General features: G+C 63.5%; 27 protein-coding genes. 16 read left to right on the top strand and 11 right to left on the bottom strand.

Annotation, left to right across the window (positions count from 1 at the left end; all coding sequences use genetic code 11):
* Window positions 1-22 precede the first annotated feature (22 nt).
* From ACEK02_RS22590 to ACEK02_RS22575, 4 genes are all read left to right on the top strand, one after another.
* Window positions 23-595 (top strand): cob(I)yrinic acid a,c-diamide adenosyltransferase, encoded by a 573-nt coding sequence (locus ACEK02_RS22590; RefSeq protein ID WP_371423784.1) that lies wholly within the window; start codon window positions 23-25, stop codon window positions 593-595.
* A 138-nt stretch (window positions 596-733) separates the two neighbouring features.
* Window positions 734-1,483 (top strand): electron transfer flavoprotein subunit beta/FixA family protein, encoded by a 750-nt coding sequence (locus ACEK02_RS22585; RefSeq protein ID WP_093757405.1) that lies wholly within the window; start codon window positions 734-736, stop codon window positions 1,481-1,483.
* Window positions 1,483-2,418, top strand: a complete 936-nt coding sequence (locus tag ACEK02_RS22580; RefSeq protein ID WP_371423783.1) for an electron transfer flavoprotein subunit alpha/FixB family protein — start codon at window positions 1,483-1,485, stop codon at window positions 2,416-2,418. Before ACEK02_RS22585 ends, ACEK02_RS22580 begins: the two co-directional genes overlap by 1 nt.
* Window positions 2,419-2,585: 167 nt before the next feature.
* Complete coding sequence (locus ACEK02_RS22575) at window positions 2,586-3,467, top strand: 3-hydroxybutyryl-CoA dehydrogenase (protein WP_371423782.1); 882 nt, start codon at window positions 2,586-2,588, stop codon at window positions 3,465-3,467.
* A gap of 279 nt (window positions 3,468-3,746) precedes the next feature.
* On the opposite strand, the gene ACEK02_RS22570 is transcribed toward ACEK02_RS22575, so the two are convergent.
* A complete protein-coding gene (locus ACEK02_RS22570) occupies window positions 3,747-4,130 on the bottom strand; it encodes a tautomerase family protein (RefSeq protein WP_371423781.1) in 384 nt (127 codons plus the stop codon).
* Between the two features lie 108 nt (window positions 4,131-4,238).
* Between ACEK02_RS22570 and ACEK02_RS22565 the strand changes: the two genes are divergently transcribed.
* Complete coding sequence (locus tag ACEK02_RS22565; RefSeq protein ID WP_371423780.1) at window positions 4,239-5,090, top strand: LysR family transcriptional regulator; 852 nt, start codon at window positions 4,239-4,241, stop codon at window positions 5,088-5,090.
* 71 nt (window positions 5,091-5,161) lie between these two features.
* Window positions 5,162-5,356 carry a putative motility protein gene (locus ACEK02_RS22560; protein ID WP_371423779.1) on the top strand — a complete coding sequence of 65 codons (195 nt, stop codon included), beginning with the start codon at window positions 5,162-5,164 and terminating at the stop codon, window positions 5,354-5,356.
* Window positions 5,357-5,360: 4 nt separating this feature from the next.
* On the opposite strand, the gene ACEK02_RS22555 is transcribed toward ACEK02_RS22560, so the two are convergent.
* Window positions 5,361-6,332 (bottom strand): AraC family transcriptional regulator, encoded by a 972-nt coding sequence (locus ACEK02_RS22555; protein WP_371423778.1) that lies wholly within the window; start codon window positions 6,330-6,332, stop codon window positions 5,361-5,363.
* 68 nt (window positions 6,333-6,400) lie between these two features.
* Between ACEK02_RS22555 and ACEK02_RS22550 the strand changes: the two genes are divergently transcribed.
* Window positions 6,401-7,612, top strand: a complete 1,212-nt coding sequence (locus ACEK02_RS22550; RefSeq protein ID WP_371423777.1) for an MFS transporter — start codon at window positions 6,401-6,403, stop codon at window positions 7,610-7,612.
* Window positions 7,613-7,651: 39 nt separating this feature from the next.
* Here the strand turns inward: ACEK02_RS22550 and ACEK02_RS22545 are convergent, their stop codons facing one another.
* From ACEK02_RS22545 to ACEK02_RS22535, 3 genes are all read right to left on the bottom strand, one after another.
* Window positions 7,652-8,029 carry a VOC family protein gene (locus tag ACEK02_RS22545; protein WP_371423776.1) on the bottom strand — a complete coding sequence of 126 codons (378 nt, stop codon included), beginning with the start codon at window positions 8,027-8,029 and terminating at the stop codon, window positions 7,652-7,654.
* A gap of 20 nt (window positions 8,030-8,049) precedes the next feature.
* Complete coding sequence (locus tag ACEK02_RS22540; protein ID WP_371423775.1) at window positions 8,050-8,409, bottom strand: DUF1428 domain-containing protein; 360 nt, start codon at window positions 8,407-8,409, stop codon at window positions 8,050-8,052.
* A 147-nt stretch (window positions 8,410-8,556) separates the two neighbouring features.
* A complete protein-coding gene (locus ACEK02_RS22535) occupies window positions 8,557-9,231 on the bottom strand; it encodes a TlpA disulfide reductase family protein (RefSeq protein WP_371423774.1) in 675 nt (224 codons plus the stop codon).
* A 153-nt stretch (window positions 9,232-9,384) separates the two neighbouring features.
* On the opposite strand from ACEK02_RS22535, the gene argH reads away from it, so the two are divergent.
* From argH to ACEK02_RS22515, 4 genes are all read left to right on the top strand, one after another.
* Entirely contained in the window at window positions 9,385-10,782 is a 1,398-nt protein-coding gene (gene argH / locus ACEK02_RS22530; protein ID WP_371423809.1) for an argininosuccinate lyase, read from the top strand.
* 92 nt (window positions 10,783-10,874) lie between these two features.
* Window positions 10,875-11,159, top strand: a complete 285-nt coding sequence (locus ACEK02_RS22525; RefSeq protein ID WP_371423773.1) for a lipoprotein — start codon at window positions 10,875-10,877, stop codon at window positions 11,157-11,159.
* A 6-nt stretch (window positions 11,160-11,165) separates the two neighbouring features.
* A complete protein-coding gene (gene lysA, locus ACEK02_RS22520; protein ID WP_371423772.1) occupies window positions 11,166-12,431 on the top strand; it encodes a diaminopimelate decarboxylase in 1,266 nt (421 codons plus the stop codon).
* Between the two features lie 197 nt (window positions 12,432-12,628).
* Window positions 12,629-15,232, top strand: a complete 2,604-nt coding sequence (locus tag ACEK02_RS22515) for a TIGR02302 family protein (protein ID WP_371423771.1) — start codon at window positions 12,629-12,631, stop codon at window positions 15,230-15,232.
* 122 nt (window positions 15,233-15,354) lie between these two features.
* On the opposite strand, the gene ACEK02_RS22510 is transcribed toward ACEK02_RS22515, so the two are convergent.
* On the bottom strand, window positions 15,355-15,732 hold the full coding sequence (locus tag ACEK02_RS22510) for a response regulator (RefSeq protein WP_371423770.1): 378 nt from the start codon (window positions 15,730-15,732) through the stop codon (window positions 15,355-15,357).
* Window positions 15,733-15,814: 82 nt separating this feature from the next.
* Window positions 15,815-16,681 carry an MJ0042-type zinc finger domain-containing protein gene (locus ACEK02_RS22505; protein ID WP_371423769.1) on the bottom strand — a complete coding sequence of 289 codons (867 nt, stop codon included), beginning with the start codon at window positions 16,679-16,681 and terminating at the stop codon, window positions 15,815-15,817.
* Between the two features lie 128 nt (window positions 16,682-16,809).
* On the opposite strand from ACEK02_RS22505, the gene ftsE reads away from it, so the two are divergent.
* From ftsE to ACEK02_RS22485, 4 genes are all read left to right on the top strand, one after another.
* Window positions 16,810-17,469 (top strand): cell division ATP-binding protein FtsE, encoded by a 660-nt coding sequence (ftsE, locus tag ACEK02_RS22500; RefSeq protein WP_371423768.1) that lies wholly within the window; start codon window positions 16,810-16,812, stop codon window positions 17,467-17,469.
* Between the two features lie 8 nt (window positions 17,470-17,477).
* Entirely contained in the window at window positions 17,478-18,449 is a 972-nt protein-coding gene (locus ACEK02_RS22495) for a cell division protein FtsX (RefSeq protein WP_371423767.1), read from the top strand.
* A gap of 81 nt (window positions 18,450-18,530) precedes the next feature.
* Window positions 18,531-19,256 carry a YdcF family protein gene (locus ACEK02_RS22490; protein ID WP_371423766.1) on the top strand — a complete coding sequence of 242 codons (726 nt, stop codon included), beginning with the start codon at window positions 18,531-18,533 and terminating at the stop codon, window positions 19,254-19,256.
* Between the two features lie 26 nt (window positions 19,257-19,282).
* Window positions 19,283-20,056, top strand: a complete 774-nt coding sequence (locus ACEK02_RS22485; protein WP_371423765.1) for a lysophospholipid acyltransferase family protein — start codon at window positions 19,283-19,285, stop codon at window positions 20,054-20,056.
* A gap of 58 nt (window positions 20,057-20,114) precedes the next feature.
* Here the strand turns inward: ACEK02_RS22485 and ACEK02_RS22480 are convergent, their stop codons facing one another.
* Entirely contained in the window at window positions 20,115-20,672 is a 558-nt protein-coding gene (locus tag ACEK02_RS22480; protein ID WP_371423764.1) for a gamma-glutamylcyclotransferase, read from the bottom strand.
* Between the two features lie 126 nt (window positions 20,673-20,798).
* On the opposite strand from ACEK02_RS22480, the gene ACEK02_RS22475 reads away from it, so the two are divergent.
* A complete protein-coding gene (locus ACEK02_RS22475; protein WP_371423763.1) occupies window positions 20,799-21,989 on the top strand; it encodes a DUF2125 domain-containing protein in 1,191 nt (396 codons plus the stop codon).
* Window positions 21,990-22,123: 134 nt separating this feature from the next.
* Here the strand turns inward: ACEK02_RS22475 and ACEK02_RS22470 are convergent, their stop codons facing one another.
* From ACEK02_RS22470 to ACEK02_RS22460, 3 genes are all read right to left on the bottom strand, one after another.
* A complete protein-coding gene (locus ACEK02_RS22470) occupies window positions 22,124-23,068 on the bottom strand; it encodes a prephenate/arogenate dehydrogenase family protein (RefSeq protein WP_371423762.1) in 945 nt (314 codons plus the stop codon).
* Entirely contained in the window at window positions 23,065-24,162 is a 1,098-nt protein-coding gene (gene hisC / locus ACEK02_RS22465; RefSeq protein WP_371423761.1) for a histidinol-phosphate transaminase, read from the bottom strand. Before hisC ends, ACEK02_RS22470 begins: the two co-directional genes overlap by 4 nt.
* A gap of 26 nt (window positions 24,163-24,188) precedes the next feature.
* Window positions 24,189-25,021, bottom strand: an 833-nt coding sequence (locus ACEK02_RS22460) for a chorismate mutase (protein WP_371423760.1), incomplete at its 5' end; no start/stop codon positions are given.

Genomic DNA, 25,021 nt, shown 5'->3' with positions numbered 1-25,021 from the left:
TCACTGACGCTGGATCAATCCGATGGTCGTTCTCAACCGCATCTATACCCGGACCGGCGATGACGGCACGACGGCGCTTGGCACCGGCGAGCGTCGGCCGAAATATGATCTCCGGGTCAGTGCCTATGGAACCGTTGATGAGACCAATGCCGCGATCGGCGTTGTCAGGCTGCATCTCGCCCATGCGCGGTCCCTGGATGCGATGCTCGGGCTGATCCAGAACGATCTGTTCGATCTCGGGGCCGATCTCGCGGTTCCGCAGCGCGAGGGCAAGGCTGAACGGCTGCGCCTGCTGGCGAGTCAGGTCGAGCGGTTGGAGAACGATATTGACATGCTCAACGCGCCGCTGGCCGATCTGACCTCGTTTGTTTTGCCTGGCGGAACTCCAGCCGCCGCTTACCTTCATCTTGCCCGGACGATCTGCCGCCGTGCGGAACGGATCATGGTGGAACTCGCTGCCCAGCCCGATGAGCCGGTATCGGATGCTGGTATCCAGTATATGAACCGGCTATCGGACTTCCTGTTCGTCGCCAGCCGCTCGCAGAACGATAATGGCGCCGGCGACGTGCTCTGGGTGCCCGGCCAGAACCGGTAATTTCGGCTAAATTGGCGGACTTGGAGATACTCGATTTTCGGGTTTCGCGCGTTGACCCCGTGTGGCAGGGGCTTTAGGTTCCGCGCCCAAGCTTCCGAGCAAGTTCTGAAACAATAAAACTCACACGAAAGAGGATCGATGAAGGTTCTGGTCGCGGTCAAACGGGTGGTCGATTACAACGTCAAGGTTCGCGTCAAGAGCGACGGATCGGGCGTCGAACTGTCCAACGTCAAGATGTCGATGAATCCGTTCGACGAAATCGCTGTCGAGGAAGCCCTGCGCCTGAAAGAGGCCGGCAAGGCAACCGAAGTGGTGGTGGTGTCGATCGGTCCCGCACAGGCGTCCGAAACCCTCCGCACCGGCCTCGCGATGGGCGCCGACCGTGGCATCCTCGTCAAGGTTGACGGCACCGTCGAGCCGCTCGCCGTGGCGAAGATCCTCAAGGCTGTGGCCGATGAGGAAAAGCCGGGTCTCGTGATCCTCGGCAAGCAGGCGATCGACGACGACGCCAACCAGACCGGCCAGATGCTGGCTGCGCTGCTTGGCTGGCCGCAGGCGACCTTCGCCAACAAGCTCGTGATTGAGGGCGATGACGTCACCGTGACCCGTGAAGTCGACGGCGGTCTGCAGACCGTCAAGCTCAAGGGACCGGCAATCGTTACCACCGACCTTCGTCTGAACGAGCCGCGCTACGCGTCGCTGCCGAACATCATGAAGGCGAAGAAGAAGCCGATCGACGAGAAGACCGCCGATGGTTACGGCGTCGATATCTCTCCGCGTCTCGAGATCATCAAGACCAGCGAACCGGGCGGCCGCAAGGCCGGCGTCAAGGTCAAGGACGTCGCCGAACTGGTATCGAAACTCAAGACTGAAGCCGGGGTGCTCTAATGCCGACATTGCTGCTTGCCGATCACGACAACGCCACCCTGAAGGATTCCACCAACAAGGCGCTCACCGCCGCCACCCAGATCGGTGGCGAGGTGCACATCCTCGTTGCCGGACAGAATGCGAAGCCGGCCGCGGAAGCTGCCGCCAAGCTGCAGGGCGTCACCAAGGTGCTGCTCGCCGACGACGCATCCTACGCCCACGATCTCGCCGAGCCGCTGGCCGCGCTGATCGTGTCGCTGGCGCCCGCCTATGACGTGCTGATCGCCGCTGCGACCACACGCTCGAAGAACGTGATGCCGCGCGTCGCCGCCCTGCTCGACGTGATGCAGGTGTCGGAAATCACCAAGGTGGTCGCACCCGACACCTTTGAGCGTCCGATCTATGCCGGTAACGCCATCCAGACCGTGAGGTCCAAGGACGCCAAGAAGGTCATCACGGTGCGTACCTCGACGTTTGGCGCAGCCGGTGAGGGCGGCAGCGCGGCGGTGGAAGACGTCAAGACGGCCGAGAATCCCGGTCTGTCGACCTTTGTCGGCGAGGACATGGCCAAGAGCGATCGTCCGGAACTGACCTCGGCGAAGATCATCGTGTCCGGCGGCCGCGCCATGCAGAGCCGCGAGAACTTCACCAAATATATCGAGCCGCTCGCCGACAAGCTCGGTGCCGGCGTCGGCGCTTCGCGCGCCGCGGTGGATGCCGGCTATGCGCCGAACGACTGGCAGGTCGGCCAGACCGGCAAGGTCGTGGCTCCGGAACTGTATATCGCCATCGGCATTTCCGGCGCGATCCAGCATCTCGCCGGCATGAAGGACTCCAAGGTGATCGTCGCGATCAACAAGGACGAAGACGCGCCGATCTTCCAGGTCGCCGATTACGGCCTGGTCGCCGACCTCTACCAGGCCGTGCCGGAGCTGACCGAAGCACTCGGCAAGTAGAGGCCCGGCAGGCAAGGATTTTGGCAAATAAGGCGTTGCTGAAGAAGGCTTTGCGCCACAATTAACGACATCGGCCGGAGTGACTGACTCCGGCCGATATTTTATGTAAAGATAGCTTTCCGAACGCGGCATGCGCGGGCGGCGTGTTCCCAGAGATGACAGGCAAGATGGCGGTTATGATCAAGAAAGTCGGCGTGATCGGCTCGGGCCAGATGGGCAATGGCATTGCGCATGTGGCCGCATTGGGTGGCCTCGATGTTGTGCTGAACGATGTCTCTGCCGACCGCCTGAAGTCTGCCATGGCGACGATCAACGGCAACCTGTCGCGTCAGGTGTCGAAGAAGGTCATCACCGAGGATGCGCGCAAGCAGGCGCTGGATCGCATCACCTCGTCGGACTCGATGGATGGTCTCGCCGATTGCGATCTCGTGATCGAATCCGCCGTCGAGAAGGAAGAGATCAAGCGCAAGATTTTCCACGACCTCTGCGCCGTGCTGAAGCCGGAGGCGATCATCGCCTCCAACACATCGTCGATCTCGATCACGCGCCTCGCCGCGTCGACCGACCGTCCCGAGAAGTTCATCGGCATTCACTTCATGAATCCGGTGCCGTTGATGGAGCTGGTCGAGCTGATCCGCGGCATTGCCACCGACGATGCGACCTTCGACGCGTCCAAGGAGTTCGTCACCAAGCTCGGCAAGCAGATCGCCGTCTCGGAAGATTTCCCGGCCTTCATCGTCAATCGTATTCTTTTGCCGATGATCAACGAGGCGATCTACACGCTGTATGAAGGCGTTGGTAACGTCGAGGCCATCGACATGGCGATGAAGCTCGGTGCGCATCACCCGATGGGCCCGCTCGAACTCGCCGATTTCATCGGCCTCGATACGTGCCTGTCGATCATGCAGGTGCTGCACGAAGGCCTTGCCGACTCCAAGTATCGGCCGTGCCCGCTGCTGGTGAAGTATGTCGAAGCCGGCTGGCTCGGTCGCAAGACCCAGCGCGGTTTCTACGACTATCGCGGCGATAAGCCGGTGCCGACGCGCTAAGGCGAAGTGCTCGTCTTTTTAAAGTAGAACACTGTCGTTGCCGGGCCTGACCCGGCAATCCACCTTTGCGCATGCAAGGAAGAAGGATGGATCCGCAGGGGCATCCAGCGAAGCTTGCTTCGCGCTGCCGCGGATGACGGTGGTGTGTGTGGTTGGCCTCGCGGCCAGGTTAAATCAACATCCGCATCAGCTTCGTCGCCGCCGGCACCATCCCGATGATCATCGCCATGCCGAAACCAACACCGCACAGATGCGCCATCAATGTCTCACGCAGCGTGATCATGTCACGTACTGCGCCACGCCATTGCCGAACGACCAGTTCTCCGGCAGCACCTCGACGAGATTGATGAAGACGTCTTCGGGCCGCAGGCCCGGTCTGTCAGTCAGCTTCTCGACGATCCGTTTGTAGAGCGCCTGCTTCTGCTCGCGCGGCCGGGTGTTGCTGACCGTCAACTGGATGATGACGAGGTCATCGGTCCGGCGAATGCCGAGGTAATTCGGATCGTAGATGAAATCGCCATCGCCGTGCTCGTGGATGGTGACAAAACGGTCGTTTTCGGGGACAGCGAAACTCTCCCGTAGCGCCTGGTAGACGCCTTCGGCGATCGCCTCCCGGTAGGCGGCGGGCTTGCCCTTCTTCAGTGAAATACGAACCAGCGGCATTTTGGTCTCCTGTCGTTCAAATCCGATGCAGGAAATCTAGTCTCCGGTTGATCATTGGAAAATGGTATGGAATAATATTTCAATGATATCGAAATTAAATGGTTGGCGATGAAAACGCTCGACGTGGAAGCGGTGCAGGCGTTCGTCCTAGTGGCCGATCTGACCAGCTTCACCCGCGCCGCCGAGGCGATGGGCAGCACCCAATCGGCGATCAGCCTGAAGATCAAGCGGCTGGAAAGCGGGCTGGGCAAGCGCCTGCTGGAGCGAACGCCGCGGCTGGTGCGGCTGTCCGCCGAAGGCGCCGCCTTCCTGGCCTCCGCCCGCACCCTCGTCGCCGCGCATCAGTCAGCTATGGGCTCTTTCGCCGTCGAGAAGCGCCGTCTCGTGGTTGGCATCAGCCATCACGTTGTCGGTGCCGATCTGGCGCATGTGCTGAAGCGCATGAACGCCACCGATCCGTCGCTCGTGGTCGAGCTGCGCATCGATACATCGCGTGCGATGCTGGAAGCCTATGACGGCGGCGCGCTGGATGCCGCCATCGTGCTGCGCCACGATTCCCGCCGCCGCGATGGTGAGCCGTTGCTGGAGGAAGATTTCGGCTGGATGGCGATGCCGGATTTCCATTACCAGCCCGGTGAGCCGCTCCGGCTGGCAACGCAGGCGGAGCCTTGCAGTGTGCGCGCGATGGCGGTGGGAGCGCTCGATGCGGCCGGCATTCCGTGGGAGGAGGTTTTCGTCGGCGGCGGCGTTGCGACGATCGGTGCCGCGATTTCTGCCGGCCTTGCCGCCGCGGCCCTGGTGCGGCGCGTCGCGCCGGCGGGCGCCATCGACATCGGCCCGAAGCTCGGTCTGCCCAAGCTGCCGCGCGGCGAAGTGCTGCTTTACTCGAAGCTCACCGATGCACGTGCCCGCGGTGCATTGCGGACGCTGGGTGCGGCATTTCGAGCCAATGCAGGATGACCTCGCCAGTGATGAACTTTCATTAACCCCGCATCGCTAAACCATCCGCACGGCGTCACGGAGTGTTTCTCATGGATATGGCTTTGGTTGCCAGCGCGCTTGCCATGAAGGCAGCGGGAACGCAGCAGCAGATTTCGACGTCACTTCTCAAGTCGAATGCCGACATGGAAAAGAACACAGTGCTCACGCTGCTCGGCGGCGCCCAGCAGGCGTCGCAGGCCAATCTCGGCGCGGGCGTCGGCGGCAACGTCGATATCGCCGCCTAGGGCGCTATCTTAGCGGGGTATTCGCAACGGTCGCCGTTGCGCGAAAATGGCTTGGCGGCGCGCCGATGATGCGCTTGAAGGCGCGGCTGAACGCGGCTTCCGATTCATAACCAAGCCGGCGTGCGACGACCGCGATCTTCATGCGGTCGCGCGTGAGCCACTGCTTTGCTTCCTGCATCCGCAATTGCGCGACGTAACGGGCCGGTGTCTGGCCAACCACATTGGCGAAGCGCAACGCAAATGCCGAGCGTGACGCATGCATGACGTTCGCCAGCGCCTCGACGGTCCAGTCCCTGGTCGGATCGCGATGGATCGCGGCGAGAACCCGGCCGATACCGGGGTCGCGCGCTGCTGCGACCCAGCCGGCAGAGCCGCAACCTTTCTCCACCCAGTTGCGGATCAGTGCCGCGGCAACAACATCGGCCAGCCGCGTCAGCATCCCGCCGGCGCCGACGCGATCCAGCGCCAGTTCGGATGTCATGGCCTCGAGCAAATGCGGGATGGCGGGCTCGTCGGTGGCAAGTTCGTGCATCTGCATCAGCTCAGGCATCATCAGCAGTAAAGGATGCTGGCTGTCGAGGTTGAAGGTCATGCCGGCACCGAACAGCACGGTTTCCTCGCCATTGCTGTTGCCGCCGCTGCAGGTATCGAGGATGCCGCAGCACACCGGCTCGAACTTGCAATTCTCGACCGGTGCGGGGAAGGCGTCGGGTGAGCTCGCCAGCGCGTGTTCCGCGCCGCGCGGCAACAAGACCGCGTCACCCGGTTCAAGGCGGATCCACTCGCGATCAAGCGTTCGCAGCCAGCAGCCGCGCTCGGCGACGAAGTGAAATTGCGCCTTTGGCCGTTCCGGGAATACCAGCCCCCAGGGCTCGGTCATGCGGCAGCGGACGTAATCGACGCCCTCAATCTTCAAGCCCCGGAGCATTTCCGTCAGAGGGTGAGTGGCGACAGGTATGGACGAATGATCAAGCATTGCGGGTTTTCTAGCATGGAAACTCCAGTGGGTCACCTCCATCTCGGGGGTCCCTTCTGGAGACTGCCATGACTGATTCCGCCACTGCCGCACTTGATGCCGATATTTCTCCAATAACCACTGAGCGGACGAAGGCGGCCTGGGCGGCTGTTGTCTCCTTGATGCTTGGCGCGTTCAGCCAGGTCACGGCTGAATTCCTGCCCGCCAGCCTGCTCACGCCGATCGCCACCGACCTCGGTGTCTCGGTTGGCGCTGCCGGGCAGGTGGTGACGGCGACGTCCCTTGTCGGGATCATCGCCGGGCTTGCGACGGCCATCGTGACGCGCGCCATGGATCGTCGCCTCGTCCTGTGGTTACTGACGGTGCTGCTGATCGTGTCCAATCTGCTGTCGGCGACCGCAAGCAACCTGACAATGCTGTTGTTTGCCCGCGTGCTGCTTGGCATCAGTCTCAGCGGGTTTTGGGCGATGGCGACCGCCACCGCGATGCGGCTCGTTCCGGCGGATGCGCTGCCGCGTGCGATCTCGCTGATTTTCAGCGGCGTTTCGATCGCCACCGTCAGCGCCGCGCCGATCGGTGCATATCTCGGCGATCTCTGGGGGTGGCGGAACGTGTTCTTGCTGGCCGCTATTGTCGGCGCCGTCGTGCTCGTCTTTCAGATGCTGACGCTGCCGCGCTTGCCGCCGCTCACATCGCCGGATGTGCGCACGCTGTTTGTGCTGATGCGTCGGCCCAGCGTCCGGCTCGTGATGATCGCCATCGCCGTCAGCATCTCGGGCCACTTCGCCGGTTTCACTTACGTCCGGCATTTCCTCGAGCAGGTGCCGCAGCTTCCGGTCACTGCGATTTCCCTCGTCCTGCTGGCTTATGGCGTTGGCGGCTTCTTCGGCAATTTCGCGGGTGGGGCGCTTGTTGCGCGTAGTGCGAAACTTGCGATCGTCACGGGATCTGCGGCCATCGCCGTGCTTGCGCTGGTGCTGTTTGTCTTTGGCGCGTCGGGCCTTGTGGCGGGCATCGCGGTTGGGCTCTGGGGTTTTGCGTTCGGTGTACTGCCGGTTGGCTTCCAGACATGGATGGTGCGGGTCGCATCCGACGAAGCTGAGTCTGCGGGCGGCCTGCTCGTGTCGGCTTTCCAGGTCGCGATCACGGTCGGCGCAGTCGTCGGCGGCATTCTGGTCGATGGATTCGGCCCGTTCGGTGCCGTCGGCTATCTCGCAGCGGCAACGCTGGCAGGCGCGCTGCTCGTATTGCTGTCGCGTGGCGGCGAGGTGCGGGCCTGAAACGCGAAGAGAGGCCGCAGCTTGCCCTGACGGCCTCTCTTACACAAACGGCGTGATCCAGCCGATCCCGGCGCCGCCCGGCTGCAGCAGGATCGCGAGCCGGCCGACATCGGGAATGTCGAATACCGGCCGCATCAGCGTTGCGCCTGCGGCGACGGCCTTCTTTACCCGCGCATCGACATCGTCGACTGCCAGATATGGCATCCAGCCGTCGGGCACGGTCTCGTAGCCCGGACCTTCCGCGTGGAAGATGCCGCCGACCGGCACATTGTCCATCATGGCGATCCAGTAGATGCCGCCGCCCGCCAGCGTCTTGGCCTGATAGGTCCAGCCGATGGTCTCCTGATAGAAGGTTTTCGCGCGCTCGGGATCGCGCGTCACGAATTCATTCCAGTTGAAATGGCCGTGCGGCGTCATGGCGTCCTCCCGTTGTTGCGTCAGACCGAAACCAGCGTCTTGAAGCCACCATAGATCATGCGCTTGGCATCGAACGGCATCGCCTTCGGATCCATCATCTTGGCGAGGCGCGGATCCTTCATGACCTTGGCATTGATGCGGTCGCGATCCTTGCGTGACTTGTAGATGATATAGGAAAACACGACCGTCTCGTCGGGTTTCAGTTTTACGCTGCGCGGAAACGACGTCCACTTGCCGACGCTGACGTCATCGGCAACATATTCACGATAGTCGAGCGCGCCGTGTTCGCGCCAGATCTTGCCGGCCTTGCGTGCCATGGCGGCATAGGCTTTCAGCTGCTTCTTCGGCACCGGAACAATGAATCCGTCAGTATAAGCCATTGGTTGTTTCTCCCCGCTGTCGCGCACAAATGCCGGGCGTGAAGCCCGGTTGTTTTCAAGACGAACGCAAGCGCGTTCATCCGACAGGATGGCGGGGAATTTCGTGGTTGGGGCAGGCGGCCGTATGTCGCACTCTGTGCGACTACCTCAGAAGCTAGCCGCGGCAGGCTTCACTGCAGCTTTCAGCAGCTTGACGGCATCTTCGCTGTCCCACTCGGCGGGGCCGGCGATAGTTGCGATCTCGCAGCCCTTGCCGTCGATCAGCACCGAGGTCGGCATGCCCAGCGCGCGGCCGATGCCCTTGAGGTCCTGAAACACCTTGGCCGAAGTATCGGTGAAATAATCCAGCCGGTTGAGGCCGCCGTCTTTCAGGAAGGTCTTCGGTTTCTCGGCGTCGCGGGTGTCGATATTGATCGCCACTACCTGGAAATCGGGGCCGCCGAGCTTGGTCTCGAGGTTGTTCAGCGCCGGCATCTCCTTGCGGCAGGGCACGCACCAGGTGGCCCACAGGTTCACCAGAACCGTCCGGCCGCGCCAGTCGGACAGCTTTTTCTCCTGGCCGTCGGCATCCTTGAAGGTCAAATCGGGCAGCTTCAGCGGCGTCTTGGCCATGGTCAGGCCGGCGACTTCACCGCGCGCCAGCGGCTCGATCTTCTTCGACAGCGCCACGGCCGGCGCGCAGGTCGGGTCACCGGAGGCGGTTCGGGGCCATAGCCGATCCATATTGGATACCGCGGCAAATCCGGCCACGGCGCCCACGAGCACCGCGCCAAGCACGATCAGGCGGCGTTTGGCCGGACGGGGGGCGGGCTGGTCAGGCATAGGGTTTGTCATTCGGTCTCAGTTAGGGCTATGCAACGGAGTGCGACGGACGATCCGTCAGCTGCAGTTAAAGATGAGTGATAATTCATGGCTTCGCGCAAGGGCAACGGCAAGTCCAACAACGACAAGTCCAACACCGGCAAGGGCTCCAAGGTGAGCAACAAGATGTGGGGCGGGCTGTTCGACGAAAGCCCCGACGCCATCATGGAGGAAATCAATATCTCCATCGACGTCGATCGCCACCTCTATGCCCAGGACATTGCCGCGTCCAAGGCCCATGCCGCGATGCTGGCCAAGCAGGGGATCATCACGGCCAAGGATGCGAAAAATATCGCAGCCGGTCTAGACACGATCCTGTCAGAGATCACCACGGGGTCGTTCACATTCAAGCGTGCGCTCGAAGACATTCACATGAATGTGGAGAGCCGGCTCGGCGAACTGATTGGCCCGGCCTCCGGCCGTCTGCACACCGCGCGTTCGCGCAACGATCAGGTGGCGACCGATTTCCGCCTGTTTGTGCGCGATACAATCGACGAGATCGACGCGGCTTTTGCCTCGCTGCAGCGGGCGCTGGTCGATCGCGCGCTGGAACATGCCGGTACGGTCATGCCCGGCTTCACCCATCTGCAGACCGCGCAGCCTGTGACCTTTGGTCACCATCTGCTGGCCTATGTGGAAATGGTGGCGCGTGATCGTGGCCGCTTTGCCGATGCGCGCAAGCGCCTCAATGAAAGCCCGCTCGGCGCGGCCGCGCTGGCCGGCACCTCGTTCCCGATCGATCGCCATGCCACGGCGAAGGCGTTGGGTTTCGACCGCCCGATGGCCAATTCGCTCGATGCGGTGTCGGATCGCGACTTTGTGCTGGAGACACTGTCGGCGGCCTCCATCGCTGCCGTGCATCTGTCGCGCTTCGCCGAGGAGATCGTGATCTGGACCTCGCCGCTGGTCGGCCTCGTCCGGCTCTCCGACAAGTTCACCACCGGCTCCTCGATCATGCCGCAGAAGCGCAATCCGGATGCCGCTGAACTGGTGCGCGCCAAGACCGGCCGCGTCATCGGCTCGCTCAACGGGTTGTTGATTGTCATGAAGGGCCTGCCGCTAGCCTATCAGAAGGACATGCAGGAAGACAAAGCCGGTGCGATGGAGGCCTATTCGGCGCTCTCGCTCGCGATCCGCGCGATTGCCGGCATGGTCCGCGATCTGGTGCCCAATGAGGAGCGCATGAAGCTTGCTGCCGGCGAGGGCTATGCCACCGCCACCGATCTGGCGGACTGGCTGGTGCGGACCCTGAAAATGCCGTTCCGCGAGGCGCATCACGTCACCGGCCGCATCGTCGGCATCGCGACCAAGAAGGGTGTCGCGCTGCACGAGCTCGACCTGACGGAGATGCAGGCGGTGGAACCGAAGATCACCGCGGAGGTGATGAAGGTCCTGTCGGTGGAATCGTCGGTGAAGAGCCGGGTCAGCTATGGCGGCACCGCGCCTAAAAACGTGACCGCGCAGGCCAAGAGCTGGCTCAAGCGACTGGAAAAAGAGCGGAAATTGGGCTGAGCGGGCGTGGCGTGGGAAAATTCAATGGGCTGCGGGGTCTCGCCAGAGCGCGGCAATCTTTGTATGGTGCGCCCGCATTTGGGGATTTTGCTGTGACTCGTCCGACCCGCCCTGCGTCCGCGCGATGGGCCATTCTCGTTCTGACCGTTTCTGCTTTGGCGCTGGCCGGCTGCGGCCGTAAAGGCGGCCTCGATCTGCCGCCACAGGCTGCCGCGCAGCCGATGGGCACTGCAGCCCCGGCGGCGGATCCCGATGCACAGTCGGCTGCCAGCAAGGGCAGGGACGTGTTCGCGCCCTCCAATGGCGTCGACGAGGGCGCACCGGCGGCGACCCGTGGCCGCAAGAAGCCGTTCCTGCTCGATCCGATTCTGGACTAACTCGCCATGCGCCATTTCGACTATCGCAACGGCGTGCTGCACGCCGAAGGCGTTGACATTGCCGAGATGGCCGATGCCGTCGGCACGCCGTTCTATTGCTATTCGACCGCGACGCTGGAACGGCATTATCGCGTCTTCACCGAAGCCTTCGCCGACACCAAGGCACTGGTCTGCTACGCCATGAAGGCGAATTCCAACCAGTCGGTGCTGCGCACGCTGGCGAAGCTCGGCGCCGGCGCCGACGTTGTCTCCGGCGGCGAATTGAAGCGCGCGCTCGCCGCCGGCATTCCGCCGAAGAAGATCGTGTTTTCCGGTGTCGGCAAGACCGCGGATGAACTGCGGCTGGCACTCGACGAGGACATTCTCTGCCTCAATATCGAGTCGGAGCCTGAACTCGAATTGCTGTCGGCTATCGCCAGCGAGACCGGCCGTACGGCGCGGATCTCGATCCGCGTGAATCCCGATGTGGATTCCGGCACTCATGCCAAGATCTCCACCGGAAAGTCCGAGAACAAGTTCGGCATCCCGATCAGTCGTGCGCGCGAGGTCTATGCCCGCGCGGCGAAACTGCCGGGCATCGAGGTCACCGGCGTCGATATGCATATCGGCAGTCAGATCACCGATCTCGGCCCGATGGAGCAGGCGTTCCGTATTCTGGCCGATTTCGTCACCGTGCTGCGCAATGACGGCCACACGATTTCACATGTCGATTTCGGTGGCGGCCTCGGTATCCCCTATTACGAGGACCGCGCCGCGCCGCCGGAGCCGATGGCCTACGCGGCCATGGTCAAGCGCGTCACACACAATCTCGGCTGCACGCTGATGTTCGAGCCCGGCCGCATGATTGTCGGCAATGCCGGCATTCTCGTCGCGCGCGTGATCCATGTGAAGCATGGCGACGGCAAGACCTTCGTGATCATCGACGCGGCCATGAACGATCTGATCCGGCCGACTTTGTACGAAGCCTATCACGAGATCCTGCCGGTCGTGGCGCCCGCACCCGGCGCGAAGCTCGCGGCCGTTGATGTGGTCGGCCCTGTCTGTGAAACCGGCGATTACCTCGCCCTCGATCGCAAGCTGCCGGAACTGAAGTCCGGCGATCTGCTCGCGATCATGACCGCCGGCGCCTATGGCGCCGTGCAGGCGGGGACCTACAACACCCGCGCGCTGGTCCCGGAAGTGCTGGTGAAAGACGACCAGTATGCGGTGGTGCGCCCGCGCATCGAGGTCGAGCAGTTGATCGCCATGGACAAGGCCGCGCCCTGGCTGTGACTCTTGTCCCTCCCCACTGCGCTTCGCTTGGGGGAGGGATGCCGCTACCATCGGCGTGCTCCTTCCTCACGGCTTCGTGACCCCACGCACTCCGAATCGACTTAGGCTCAGGCTTTGCATGTGAATGGATGGCCACGTGCCATGCCTCATTGCCGCCGCCGTGCTAGTGTGTCGTGCCGTAACATCGGAGATCGTCGTTGAGCGCTGCGCCCCCCGACCGACCAGACCCCCAACGCGACGTCCATGCCGATCGTCAGGCGGCGGCACAGCTTCAGCTCGCGCAGGCACTGCAGCGCGCCCGACTGGCGATTGCCTGGGAGCGGGGGTGGCCGCATCTGGCTCGCCTGCTCAGCGTCGTCGGCCTGTTTCTGGTGGCGTCCTGGGCCGGTCTGTGGCTGACGCTTCCCTTCACTGCGCGCGCCGCCGGTCTTGCGTTATTCGTCATCGCTGCGCTGGCGACGCTCGTTCCTCTCCTGAAGTTTCGCTGGCCGTCGCGTGAAGACGGGTTGTCGCGTCTCGATCGCGGCACCGGGATTGCGCATCGTCCGGCAACGGCGCTGACCGATACGCTGTCGTCGCAGGACCCGCTGGCCCGGGCCCTCTGGCTCGTGCAGCGCGAACGTACGCTGGCGTCGCTCAAGAAAATCCGCGCCGGTCTGCCGTCGCCGCGTCTGGCGATCCATGATCCCTGGGCCCTGCGCGCCATCGTCGTCGTGCTGCTGTTCGCCACCTGGTTTGCCGCCAGCGGTGAGCGCGGCGCGCGGATCATGGCGGCATTCGACTGGAACGGCGTGCTGGCGCCGGCGAATGTGCGCGTCGATGCCTGGATCACGCCGCCGCCTTATACAGGCAAGCCGCCAATCATTCTCTCCGCCGCCAACAAGGACGCGTCCACCGCCGGTGCTGCTGCGTTGCCGGTGCCATCGGGCTCGACGCTGATCGTGCGTTCCAGCGGCGGCGCGCTTGATGTCATTCTCACCGGTGGCGTTGCCGAAGTGGCGCCGACGGCGGAAGCCCCGAAGGGCACCAACGAGAAGCACTTCACCATCACGTCTGACGGGACAGCACATGTGCGTGCGCCATCCGGCCAGCCGCAGTGGAAGTTCACGGCAACCGGCGATCGTCCGCCGACCATTGCGCTCGCCAAGGATCCGGAGCGCCAGGCCCGCGGTTCGCTGCAGATGTCCTACAAGCTTGAGGACGACTACGGCGTTACCGAGGCTCATGCGCTATTCGCAGCGCGCCCTGCCGAGATCAGGGATGGCATCAAGGAAGCCGCCAAGCCGCGGCCACTGTTCGATGCGCCGTCATTTGCGCTGGTTCTGCCAAATGCGCGCACGCGCAACGGTGTCGGCCAAACCGTCAAGGATCTCAGCGAGGATCCCTATGCGGGCGCCGATGTCACGCTGACGCTGACCGCCAAGGATGAAGCCGGCAACGAGGGAAAGAGCGAGCCGTTCAGCATGCGGCTGCCGGAGCGGCTGTTCACCAAGCCGCTGCCGCGGGCGCTGATCGAGCAGCGTCGTATCCTGGCGCTCGACGCCAATCAGCGCGGCATGGTCTCCTACGCGCTGCAGGCCCTGATGATCGCTCCGGAGGCCTTCACGCCGGAAGCCGGCCAGTATCTCGGGCTGCGCAGCGTTGCCACCCAGATCGAACGGGCCCGCACCGATGCTGCCTTGAAGGAGGTCGTCGCCAGCCTGTGGGCGCTCGCTGTCACTATCGAGGATGGCGATATTACCGATGTCGACAAGGCACTGCGTGCGGCGCAGGACGCGCTGAAGCAGGCGTTGGAGCGCGGTGCCAGCGACGAGGAGATCAAGAAGCTCACCGAGAACCTGCGTGCGGCGCTGGACAATTTCCTGAAGCAGCTTGCCGAGCAGATGAAGCAGAATCCGCAGCAGCTGGCGCGTCCGCTCGACAAGAACACCAGGGTCATGCGGCAGCAGGACCTCAACAACATGATCGAGCGGATGGAGCGGCTGTCGCGCTCCGGCGACAAGGACGCCGCCAGGCAGCTGCTCGAACAGATGCAGCAGATGCTGGAAAACCTGCAGATGGCGCAGCCCGGCCAGTCCGGCGACAGCGATATGGATCAGGCGATGAACGAGCTTGGGGATATGATCCGCAAGCAGCAGCAGCTTCGCGACAAGACCTTCAAGCAGGGCCAGGAGCAGCGCAACGAGCGTCGCCGCGGCAAGCAGGGCGAGCAGGGCCTGGGCGATCTGCAGCAGGATCAGCAGAACCTGCGCGACCGCCTCAAGCAGCTGCAGGATCAGCTCGCCAAGCAGGGCATGGGCCAGGGACAGAAGGGCCAAAAAGGACAGCAAGGGCAAAAGGGTCAGCAGGGCCAGCAAGGCCAGGGCGGCGACGATCAGGCGGACGCCGATGGTGACGGCGACGGCGATAGTCTCGGCGATGCCGATAACGCGATGGGCGATGCCGGCGGCCAGCTCGGCGACGGCAATGCCGATGGTGCGGTCGGTTCACAGGGCAAGGCGCTCGATGCGCTCCGCAAGGGTGCCCAGCAGCTCGCGCAGGCCATGCAGCAGGGTGAAGGTCAGGGCGATGGCCCCGGCAACAATCCCGGACGCCAGCAGAGTGGTGGCCGGCAGAGCGATCCGCTCGGGCGGCCGCTGCGTGGCCGTGAACTCGGAGACGACCTCACGGTGAAGATTCCCGGCGAGATCGACGTGCAGCGCGTGCGGCGTATTCTGGAGGAGCTGCGTCGTCGCCTTGGCGACACCACGCGGCCGCAGCTCGAACTGGATTATATCGAGCGGCTGCTGAAGGATTATTGAGAGGCCGCGCGCAGTTGCAGGATGGGTAGAGCGCAGGCGCGTAGCGCCGAAGCGAAACCCATCGCTCTCGGCGAAAGTGGATGATGGGTTTCGCTACGCTCTACCCATCCTGCGATTTTCCGCTACCCCTTGTTCTTCACCGCCAGCGCATCTGCGACTGCCGTGCGGATATCCGCCACCGAAAACGGCTTCGTCACCACGTCGTGTACGATTGCATTCAGCCCGGTCGCGCGCTCACGCTGATCGGCATAGCCGGTCATCAGCAGGATGGTGAGGTCGGGGAAATCGCGCGCCGTGGCCAAGGCCAGTGCGATGCCGTCCATGATGGGCATCTTGATATCGGTGAGGAGCAGATCGAATGCGCCGTTCTGTTCGGTGAGGATCTCCAGCGCCTCGGCGCCGTCTTCGGCCGTGACGATCTCGTGGCCATCCATGGCGATGGCGCGGCCGACCAGCAGCCGCATCGATTCTTCGTCATCTGCAATCAGGATACGCGCCACAACAACTCCTCAGACCAAGATTCTATCGTTTGTTAGACGCGTTTTCTTCACGCGAACCGGAAGCCACTTCGCTTGAAAACGCTTAAGCGCCGGCGACGTCGCGCTTGTTGAAGAAGCGCACATCGATACTGCGGCCCTCGGCCGGCGGCGAGGCCAGCCGCGATCGAAACCACGTCTTGTCGCCGGGATTGAGGCCGGGCTGCTCAAGCACGGCGTTCCAGCCATAAATTTCAGTCCCCTTCTCATCGCGTACCACGAAACGCAGGCGCGGCAAGGCGGTGGGCGTGCGGGTCTCGGACACGATCAAGCCCTCGATGAGCAGCACCGATTTGCCATCCACGGTTTCTGAGGAGACCTTCACGTCCTTGAAGGCGAGGCCCCGTACGTTTACGTCGAGACCGACGGCCTGATAGAAAGTCGCGGTCTGCGGCATCAGTCTGACCATGTCGACGCGCCAGATCACCAGCGCCAGCAACAGCGCCGCCATGGCAGCGGTGGCGATGGGGAGGCCGTGGCGCGGCACGACGAACAGGCGCGGCAGCGACGGCACAAAACGGCCCAGCGCGGCAAAGCGCGACGGCGCGGTGGCTCGCATTGCGGCCAGCGTATCGTGCTGCGCCATCGTGGCCCAGTCCGCGTTTCCGGTGCGATCATTGGCATCGGCCGGCCAGTCGGCTGAAATCGACGGACTTTCGACCACCGGAACGTTCGGTGCCGAGGCGTCGTCGTCCTCGGTCACGCCCCAGGCGCTCATATCCTCGTTCGGGTCGGGCTCGCTGGCGGCTCTGCCCGTCATGGCGGGAACCGGGGTCTCGGCGCGGGACACGAGCTCGGGCCGGGCCAGCCAGACTTCCTTGCAGCGGGCACAGCGAACAGTCCGTCCGGCATCGCCGAACGTGGCCGGATTCACGGCGTAGGATGTCGTGCAATTGGGGCAAACGATATGCATGGAGCTGATAGCCGATGACATGGCCGGCAGGCTACAAGACGACCGTTAACGAATCGGAAACCATAACGGCCGCACAAGCATTTGACCGTCTTTTTGAGGCTTTTTGAACCCATCGAACGGAGCTGAATGTGGTCCGGTTCGAAAATGTTGGTTTGCGCTACGGGCTTGGCCCGGAAATTCTGCGCGACCTCAGTTTCCAGATTCCTGCGCATTCGTTCCAGTTCCTGACCGGCCCGTCGGGTGCCGGCAAGACGTCGCTGCTGCGCCTGCTGTTCCTGTCGCTGCGGCCGACCCGCGGCCTGGTCAATCTGTTCGGCCAGGACATCTCGCTGCTCGGCAAGGACGAGATTGCCGACCTGCGCAAGCGCATCGGCATCGTGCTGCAGGATTTCCGTCTGCTCGACCATATGACGACCTATGAGAATGTCGCGCTGCCGTTCCGGGTGATGGGCCGCGAGGAATCCAGCTATCGGCGCGAGGTCATCGACCTCCTGAAATGGGTGGGTCTGGGTGACCGCATGGATGCGCTGCCGCCGATCCTGTCGGGCGGCGAGAAGCAGCGCGCCGCAATTGCGCGCGCGGTGATCGCGCGACCCATGCTGCTGCTGGCGGACGAGCCGACGGGTAACGTCGATCCGACACTGGGCCGGCGTCTGCTGCGGCTGTTCATCGAACTCAACAGGTCGGGAACCGCGGTGATCATCGCGACTCATGACATTACGTTGATGGACCAATATGACGCGCGGCGCATGGTGCTGCATCAAGGCCGGCTGCATATCTATGAATAGGCAAACCTATGAGTAGAATCGGCGAAGAACACGGCCCGCTGATGGACCTCGGCACCGATCGCCCGCAGGTCCCGGCGAAGGCGCGCAATGCATCCCCGATCGTGCCGCGCGGTTCGATCGCCGGCCGGGCGTTGGTTGCTGTCGTCGCCATCATGACGTTCCTCGCCTCCATCACCACGGGCGCGGTATTGCTGATCAGCGCGTCGGCGTCGGAATGGCAATCGGAGGTCGCCAGCGAAATCACCATCCAGGTGAAGCCGCAGGGTGGCCGCGATCTCGACCGCGATACGCAGGCGGTCACCGACGCCATTCGCGGCCAGCCGGGGATTGTCGAGGTGCAGCCCTATAGCAGGGAGCAATCGGCGCAGTTGCTGGAGCCGTGGCTCGGCACGGGACTGTCGCTGGACGATCTGCCTGTGCCACGCGTCATCATTGCGCGTGTCGCGCCGGGGACGGCGCTGGACATCATCGGCCTGCGCAAGCGGGTGACGCAGGCCGTGCCCTCGGCCAGCGTTGACGATCACCGCGCCTGGGTCGAGCGGATGCGCTCGATGACATCGGCAACGGTGCTGGCCGGGCTCGGCATCCTTGCGCTCGTCATTATCGCGACCATTATCTCCGTATCCTTTGCGACGCGCGGCGCGATGGCGGCGAACCGGCCGATCGTCGAGGTGCTGCATTTCGTCGGCGCCGGGGACCGCTATATTGCCAACCGCTTCTTCCGCCATTTCCTGCGGCTTGGGCTGCAGGGCGGTATCATTGGCGGTGGAGCCGCGATGCTGATGTTCGGGTTTTCCGAGTCGATCGCGAGCTGGTTTTCCGGCACGCCGGTGGGCGACCAGTTCGCCGCTTTGCTGGGGACGTTCTCGCTGCGGTCGTCGGGATATCTCGCAGTGGCGGGGCAGGCGCTCCTGATTGCGGGAATCACCGCATGGGCTTCACGCCGCACATTGTTTTCGACGCTGAACGATATTGAGTAATGCGCCGTACGGCGGGCCCCGGCATCGCCAAACCGCCGGAAAATACCTAAGATTGTCGTCAAAGGACTGAACGCGACATCAATGACCTTGCTCGACGACCAGGACACCACGCAGATGCCCGCCGCCGCGCCACCGCGGCGGCGCGTCATCCGTGCGGCGATCGTGGTCGCCTTCGCGCTGTCCTTCATGGTCGGCGCCATCGGCTTTGTCGCGTTTCTCGCGCAACTCCGCAGCGGCGAGTTGAAGCCGTCGGCCAATGCCGATGGCATCGTGGTCCTGACCGGCGGGTCGTCGCGGGTCGCGGATGCGCTGGAATTGCTTGCCAGTGGTTTCGGCAAGCGGCTGCTGATCTCCGGCGTGCATCCGACCAATGGCGCCGCCAATATCTCGCGCACGCTGCCGGACAGCCAGCGGCTGCTGGATTGCTGCGTCGACCTCGATCGCTCCGCCGTCAACACCCGCAGCAACGCGGTGGAGACCAAACGTTGGGCTCGTGAGCGCGGCTTCAAGTCGTTGATCGTTGTGACCTCGAATTATCACATGCCGCGCGCCATCGTCGAAATGTCGCACGAGATGCCGGATATCGAGCTGATCCCGTTCTCGGTCATCGGCGAGAAATGGCGCGACGAACCGTGGTGGACCAGTGGCCCGACGCTGCGGTTGCTGCTATCGGAATATGTCAAATATCTCGCGGCCGAAGTGCGGGTGCGGCTGGCGAATATCGGGATCGACCTGATGCCGGATTCCGCTGGCGACCAGCAGGGCGATGCGCCGCCGCGCAAGCCGGCGACGGCTTCGGCGAACTGAGCTGCAACTGACCTGATCGGATCACCATGACTTCGATATTCGTGCGTTCGTTGATCTACAACGTGCTGTTCTATGTGCTGCTGGTGTTCTGGATCCTGGTGGCGATCCCGACCTTCGTGATGCCGCCGCGCGCCTTCATGGCGATCGCGAAGGCGTGGGCGACCAGCAGCATCTGGCTGATGCGCGTCGTCTGCAACACGAGGGTTGATTATCGTGGTCTCGAGAAAATCCCGGCAGGGCCGCTGGTGGTCGCCTCGAAACATCAATCGATGTGGGAAACCTTCGCGCTGATGCCGTTCTTCGACCGGCCGCTGTTCATCTACAAGCGCGAGCTCGGGCAGATTCCGTTCTTTGGCTGGTATCTGAAGAAGTCGAAGATGATCGGCGTCGATCGCGATGGCGGTGCGCGTTCGCTCATCGATATGGCCAAGCGCGCCACCGAAGAAATCCAGCGTGGCCGTCAGCTCATTATCTTTCCCGAGGGCACGCGTCGGCCTGTCGAGGCTCCCCCGGATTACAAACCCGGTGTCGCGCAGATCTACGCCAAATCCGGTGCGCCGTGTCTGCCGGTGGCGCTGAATTCCGGCCTGTTCTGGCCGCGTCGCACATTCCTGCGTTATCCCGGCACGCTGGTGGTGGAATTTCTCGATCCTCTGCCGCCCGGCATGCCACGCAAGGAATTCATCGCGGCGATCAGCACGTCGATCGAAGCTGCCACAGATCGGATCGTTGCTGAAGCGCGTGCTGAGCAGGCGATGATCTTCGGACGCGTGCCGAATGTGGCGGTGAAGGAAAGCTGAGCCTGCTTCCTTCCCTTCTCCCGCAAGGGGAGGAGGGGGAGAACGCGCCAGTGGTCAACTACTCGTGCAGCATCGCCGCGAGTTGATGCAGCTGCGCATCGCGAAAACCTTCGGCCTCGATGGCTTTCACGGTCGAGAGCACGTAATCGCGGTTCAGCCCGGAGCGGCCGTGGCCCTGCCGCACGAAGTGCAATTGCTCGTTGAGACTCAGACGCCCCGCATACTGCACATGGCCGCGATCCACCACATAGGCCAGCGCGCTGACGCGGGTCCGCGCCGTGTCGTCGAGCCAGACCGAGCGCATCACCTCGCGATAGACGTGGGTGGTCTGCTCGCGCTCCCGCAGATAGGCGATCGTGTCATGGCGCAGCTTGGCGGCCACGCGGAAGGCGATGCCACGGCAGGCGCCGCCGCGGTCCAGGCCAAGCACCAGGCCGGGCTTTTCCGGCGTGCCACGGTGGTCGAAGGAATAGACGCAGAGCGCCCGATGTTCGCCGATCAGCCGGGCCGGGACCTGTTCGATGAACTCGAAGCCCGGCCGCCACATCAGGGAGCCATAGCCGAACACCCAGAGATCGCTGTCGGAATCGGGTTCGGCGGTGATTTTCGCGGTCATGGTGCCGACCTAGCAGAAACCTTGGGCCCGGGCGATCCGGATTTCCTGCAACGTGGCCCTGCGACAGCGGATAACCTCATGAAAGGGATCGCCGATTTGACAAAATCATGCGATCTACGTCCGGCCATGTCCGAATATGCACAGCCCACCCAGCGCCGTCTCTGGCCGATTTTCATCTTGCCCGTCATCATCGTCGTCCTCGCGGCGGGGTGGAGCGGCTTCTGGTTCTATGCCGCGTCCAAGGTCGACGAAAGCGTCGACATCTGGCGTGCCCGCGAGGCTGCCGCTGGCCGCGTCTATGATTGTGCCAACCGCTCGGTCTCCGGCTTCCCGTTCCGGCTGGAAGTCCGCTGCAGTGGTGTCAGCGTGTCGCTGACGTCGCAGACCGCCACCCAGAATGCGACGCAGATTCCGATTACCGCGAAGCTCGGCGAAATCCTGGTGGTCGCGCAGATCTATACGCCGCGGCTCCTGATCGCTGAATTCACCGCGCCTGCCGTCCTGTCTGATCGCGGCCAGCCGGCGATGGTGATGAACTGGGGCTCTGCACGCAGCAGCATCACCGGCCTGCCCGGAACGCCTGACAGCGCCGATATCGTGTTCGACGATGTGTCGCTCGATCGCTTCGCGGGCTCGGTGCAGGCGCCGACCGCGCGTGCCAAACATGTCGAATTGCACGGCCGCACGGCGGCGAGTTCGACGCCGGACAAGCCGGTGATCGAGACGGCATTGCAGATCACAAGCGGCAGTATTGCCGATGTTCATCCGATCCTTGCCGCCCCGTTCGATGCCGATATCCGCGCATTGCTCAGCGGCCTCAAGGATATTTCGCCCAAGCCCTGGCCGGTGCGGTTCCGCGAGCTTCAGGCTGCAGGTGGACGTGTCGAGATCGTCCAGTCGCGCGTCCAGCAGGGCGAGATCATCTCGCTGGCAACAGGCTCATTGGGGCTAACGGCTGCAGGCAATCTTGACGGCGAATTGCAGATGACCGTGGCCGGCCTCGACAAGGCCGTTGCGGCCCTTGGCATCGACAAGCTGCTGGAAGTTGGCGTACCGCAGGAAACGCTCGATCGACTGGCGCCGGGCGTGAAGTCGCAGGACGTCAACAACATCCTGGGTGCGCTCGACCGTGCGATCCCCGGCCTTGGCAATTTCGCGCGCAAGAATGCCGGCGCAGGCCTCGTCGCCGGAGTCAATTCGATCGGCTCACCGGCGACGCTCGAAGGCAAGCCGGCGCGGTCGTTCCCGCTGAAATTTGTCGATGGTGCGGTGTTCTTCGGCCCGTTGCGCGTGGCGCAGATTCCGCCGCTGTTTTAGAGACAGGTCCAAGAGACCGCAGGATGGGTAGAGCGTCTTCGCGAAACCCATCACCTTGTGCTCGTCGCTGATGGGTTTCGCTACGGCGCTGCGCGCCTGCGCTCTACCCATCCTGCGGCCATGAGAGCTTTAGCTTAGCTCTCGCTCTTCTTCGTCAGCGCCTGATGCTTGCGCCCGAAGTCCGGCGCCGCTTCATCCTGACCAATACTGACGATGCCGCGGCGGATCGCACGCGTCCGGGTGAAATGCTCGAACAGCGCATCGCCGTCATCGCGGCGGATCGCGCGCGTCAGCTTCGACAGGTCTTCCTGGAAGGTGCCGAGCATTTCCAGCACCGCGTCCTTGTTGGCGAGAAACACGTCGCGCCACATGGTCGGGTCTGATGCTGCGATACGGGTGAAATCGCGGAAACCGCCCGCGGAGAACTTCAGCACTTCCGAACGAGTCACGTCTTCGAGCTCGTCGGCCGTGCCTACGATTGTATAAGCGATCAGATGCGGCAGATGGCTGGTGACTGCGAGCACCAGATCGTGATGCTCGGCCTGCATGATCTCGACATTGGCGCCCAATGCAGCCCAGAAACCGGTGAGCTTCTCGACCGCCGCGGAGTCCGCGCCGTCGGGCGGCGTCAGAATGCACCAGCGATTGATGAACAGTTCCGCGAAGCCGGAATCCGGCCCGGAATTCTCGGTGCCGGCGACAGGATGCGCGGGAATGAAGTGCACGTTGTCCGGCAGATACTCCGCCATGGCGTGCAGCACGGAAGCTTTCACCGAACCGACGTCGGAGACGATCGCACCGGGCGCAAGATGCGCCGCGATGCTCTTGGCGACGTCGCCTGCCACACCGACAGGAACGCAGGCGATGACCAGATCGGCATCCTTCACCGCGCTTGCATTGTCGTCGGCGATGCGGTCGGCGAGCTTGATCTCGGCAGCGCGCAGGCGCACGGCCGCCGAATTGTCGGTGGCGACCAGTTCGCCGGCAAGGCCGAGCTGCTGGATGCCGCGCGCCAGCGACGAGCCGATCAGGCCGAGCCCGATCAGCGCGATGCGTTTGAACGGCGGCGTCGTGGTCATTTCGCCGCCATGAATTCGCGCAGGTTCTCGATCACGAGGTTGTTGGCTTCCTCGGTGCCGATGGTCATGCGCAGGGAGTTGGGCAGGCCGTAATTGACGACGGCCCGCAGCACCAGGCCACGCTTGGTCAGGAACGCATCGGCATCGGCCGCGGTCTTGCCCGGCGTGGTCGGGAAATGCATCAGGACGAAGTTCGCCACGCTCGGAGTTACCTTGATGCCGAGTTTGCCGATCTCTTCCGTCAGCGTGTCGCGCCACTTCGCGGTGAAGGCGCGCGACATCTCGACATGTGCGGTATCCTCGATCGCCGCGACGGCGGCGAGCATCGCCGGTGCCGAGACGTTGAAGGGACCGCGGACGCGATTCATCGCGTCCACAATGTGAGCCGGGCCGAACATCCAGCCGATGCGTAGCGCTGCGAGGCCGTGCACCTTGGAGAAGGTGAAACACACCACGGTATTCTCGGTAGTCTTCGCCAGTTCAAGGCCGCTGTCGTAGTCGCCCTTGGTGACGTAATCCGAATAGGCGGCATCGAGCACCAGCAGCACGTTTTCCGGCAGGCCGGCGCGCAAGCGCTTGATCTCCGACGACGGCAGATAGGTGCCGGTCGGGTTGTTCGGGTTGGCCAGCCACACCAGCTTGGTGCGCGGGGTCACGCATTTCAGGATCGCATCGACATTGCAGGTGAAGTCGGTTTCCGGCGCGACCACATTGGTTGCGCCGTTGCCCATCGTGGCGATCGGATAGACCAGAAAGCCGTGGGTCGTCGAAATCGCCTCGTCCCCGGGGCCGAGATAGACGTGGGCGATCAGATTGAGAATTTCATCGGAGCCGGCGCCGCAGATGATGCAGGCCGGATCGAGGCCGAAGCGGCGGCCGATGGCCTCGCGCAGCACCTTCGATGTGCCTTCCGGATAGTCCTCGAGATGCGTCGCAACACTCGCGAAAGCTTCCCTGGCGCGCGCCGACGGACCGAACGGGGTCTCATTGGCAGACAGCTTGAACACCTTGCGGCCGGGCTCGGCCACCGGGCTCTTGCCAGGGGTGTAGGGGGCGATTTCGAGAATGCCGGGCTTCGGCACGGGACGGGACATCTTCAACTCCGGAACGTCAGATTGGCTTACGAGCGCGGTGCGCCGCTGGCGGGCACGGTATAGCGGGTTGCGTGGCTGCCGACGAGAGCCGTGGAGCGCACCGAGGCACCGGCCTCGATCAGCGCCGACTTGATCTTGTCGAGGCTCGAGGCCGAGGTGATCGAGATCAGCAGCGCTGCACCGTCAAAGGCGGTATCCGGCACGGCGACGATTTCCGCCAGCGGCGACAGCGCGCGCGCAGTCTCGGCATTCCAGCCGGACACCCGCACGCTCCACATCTCGACCTCTGTCACCATGGCGCTGTCGGCGACGCGCGACACCACAAACACGGGAAGCGCGGCCGGATGGTCGGCGCGTTCGATGAAGGGCAGGCGCGCGATGATCTTCGGCGCGCCCTGGGCTTCCAGCGGGATCCACCAAGGCGTGCGGCTGGACGTCGCCGAGACCAGCGCGAGATCGCCCTTGGACTTTGCGACCGCCTCGACCGCTGCCGCTGCGCTGAAATGCGCAACGTAAGGAACGGTGAAGCCGAAGTGAAAGCGTGCGGAGTCCCGCATCGCGCTCTCGCCGAGCGACAGATCCGCATGCACCGAGAACGGCGCCTGGACATAAGTAAAAGTCGAGATGATCACCCGCCAGATGCTCTCGACGGTGTCGATCGGCAGGATGCCGCGATGGCGCTGCACCAGACGGCGCATCATGTCGGCCTCGCGTGCCGGGCGGAAGGCCGAGCCGACCTCCTGGGTCTGCTTCACCGAAATCAGCCGGTCGATGATGTCGCCGCGCTGCATCAACAGGGCGTGGACCTGCGCATCGATGCTGTCGATCTCTTTGCGCAGTTCGTCCAGCGAGGGCGGAG

The organism is Tardiphaga sp., assembly GCF_041424195.1.
Classification (GTDB): domain Bacteria; phylum Pseudomonadota; class Alphaproteobacteria; order Rhizobiales; family Xanthobacteraceae; genus Tardiphaga.
This window is presented reverse-complemented; position numbering and strand designations above follow the sequence as displayed.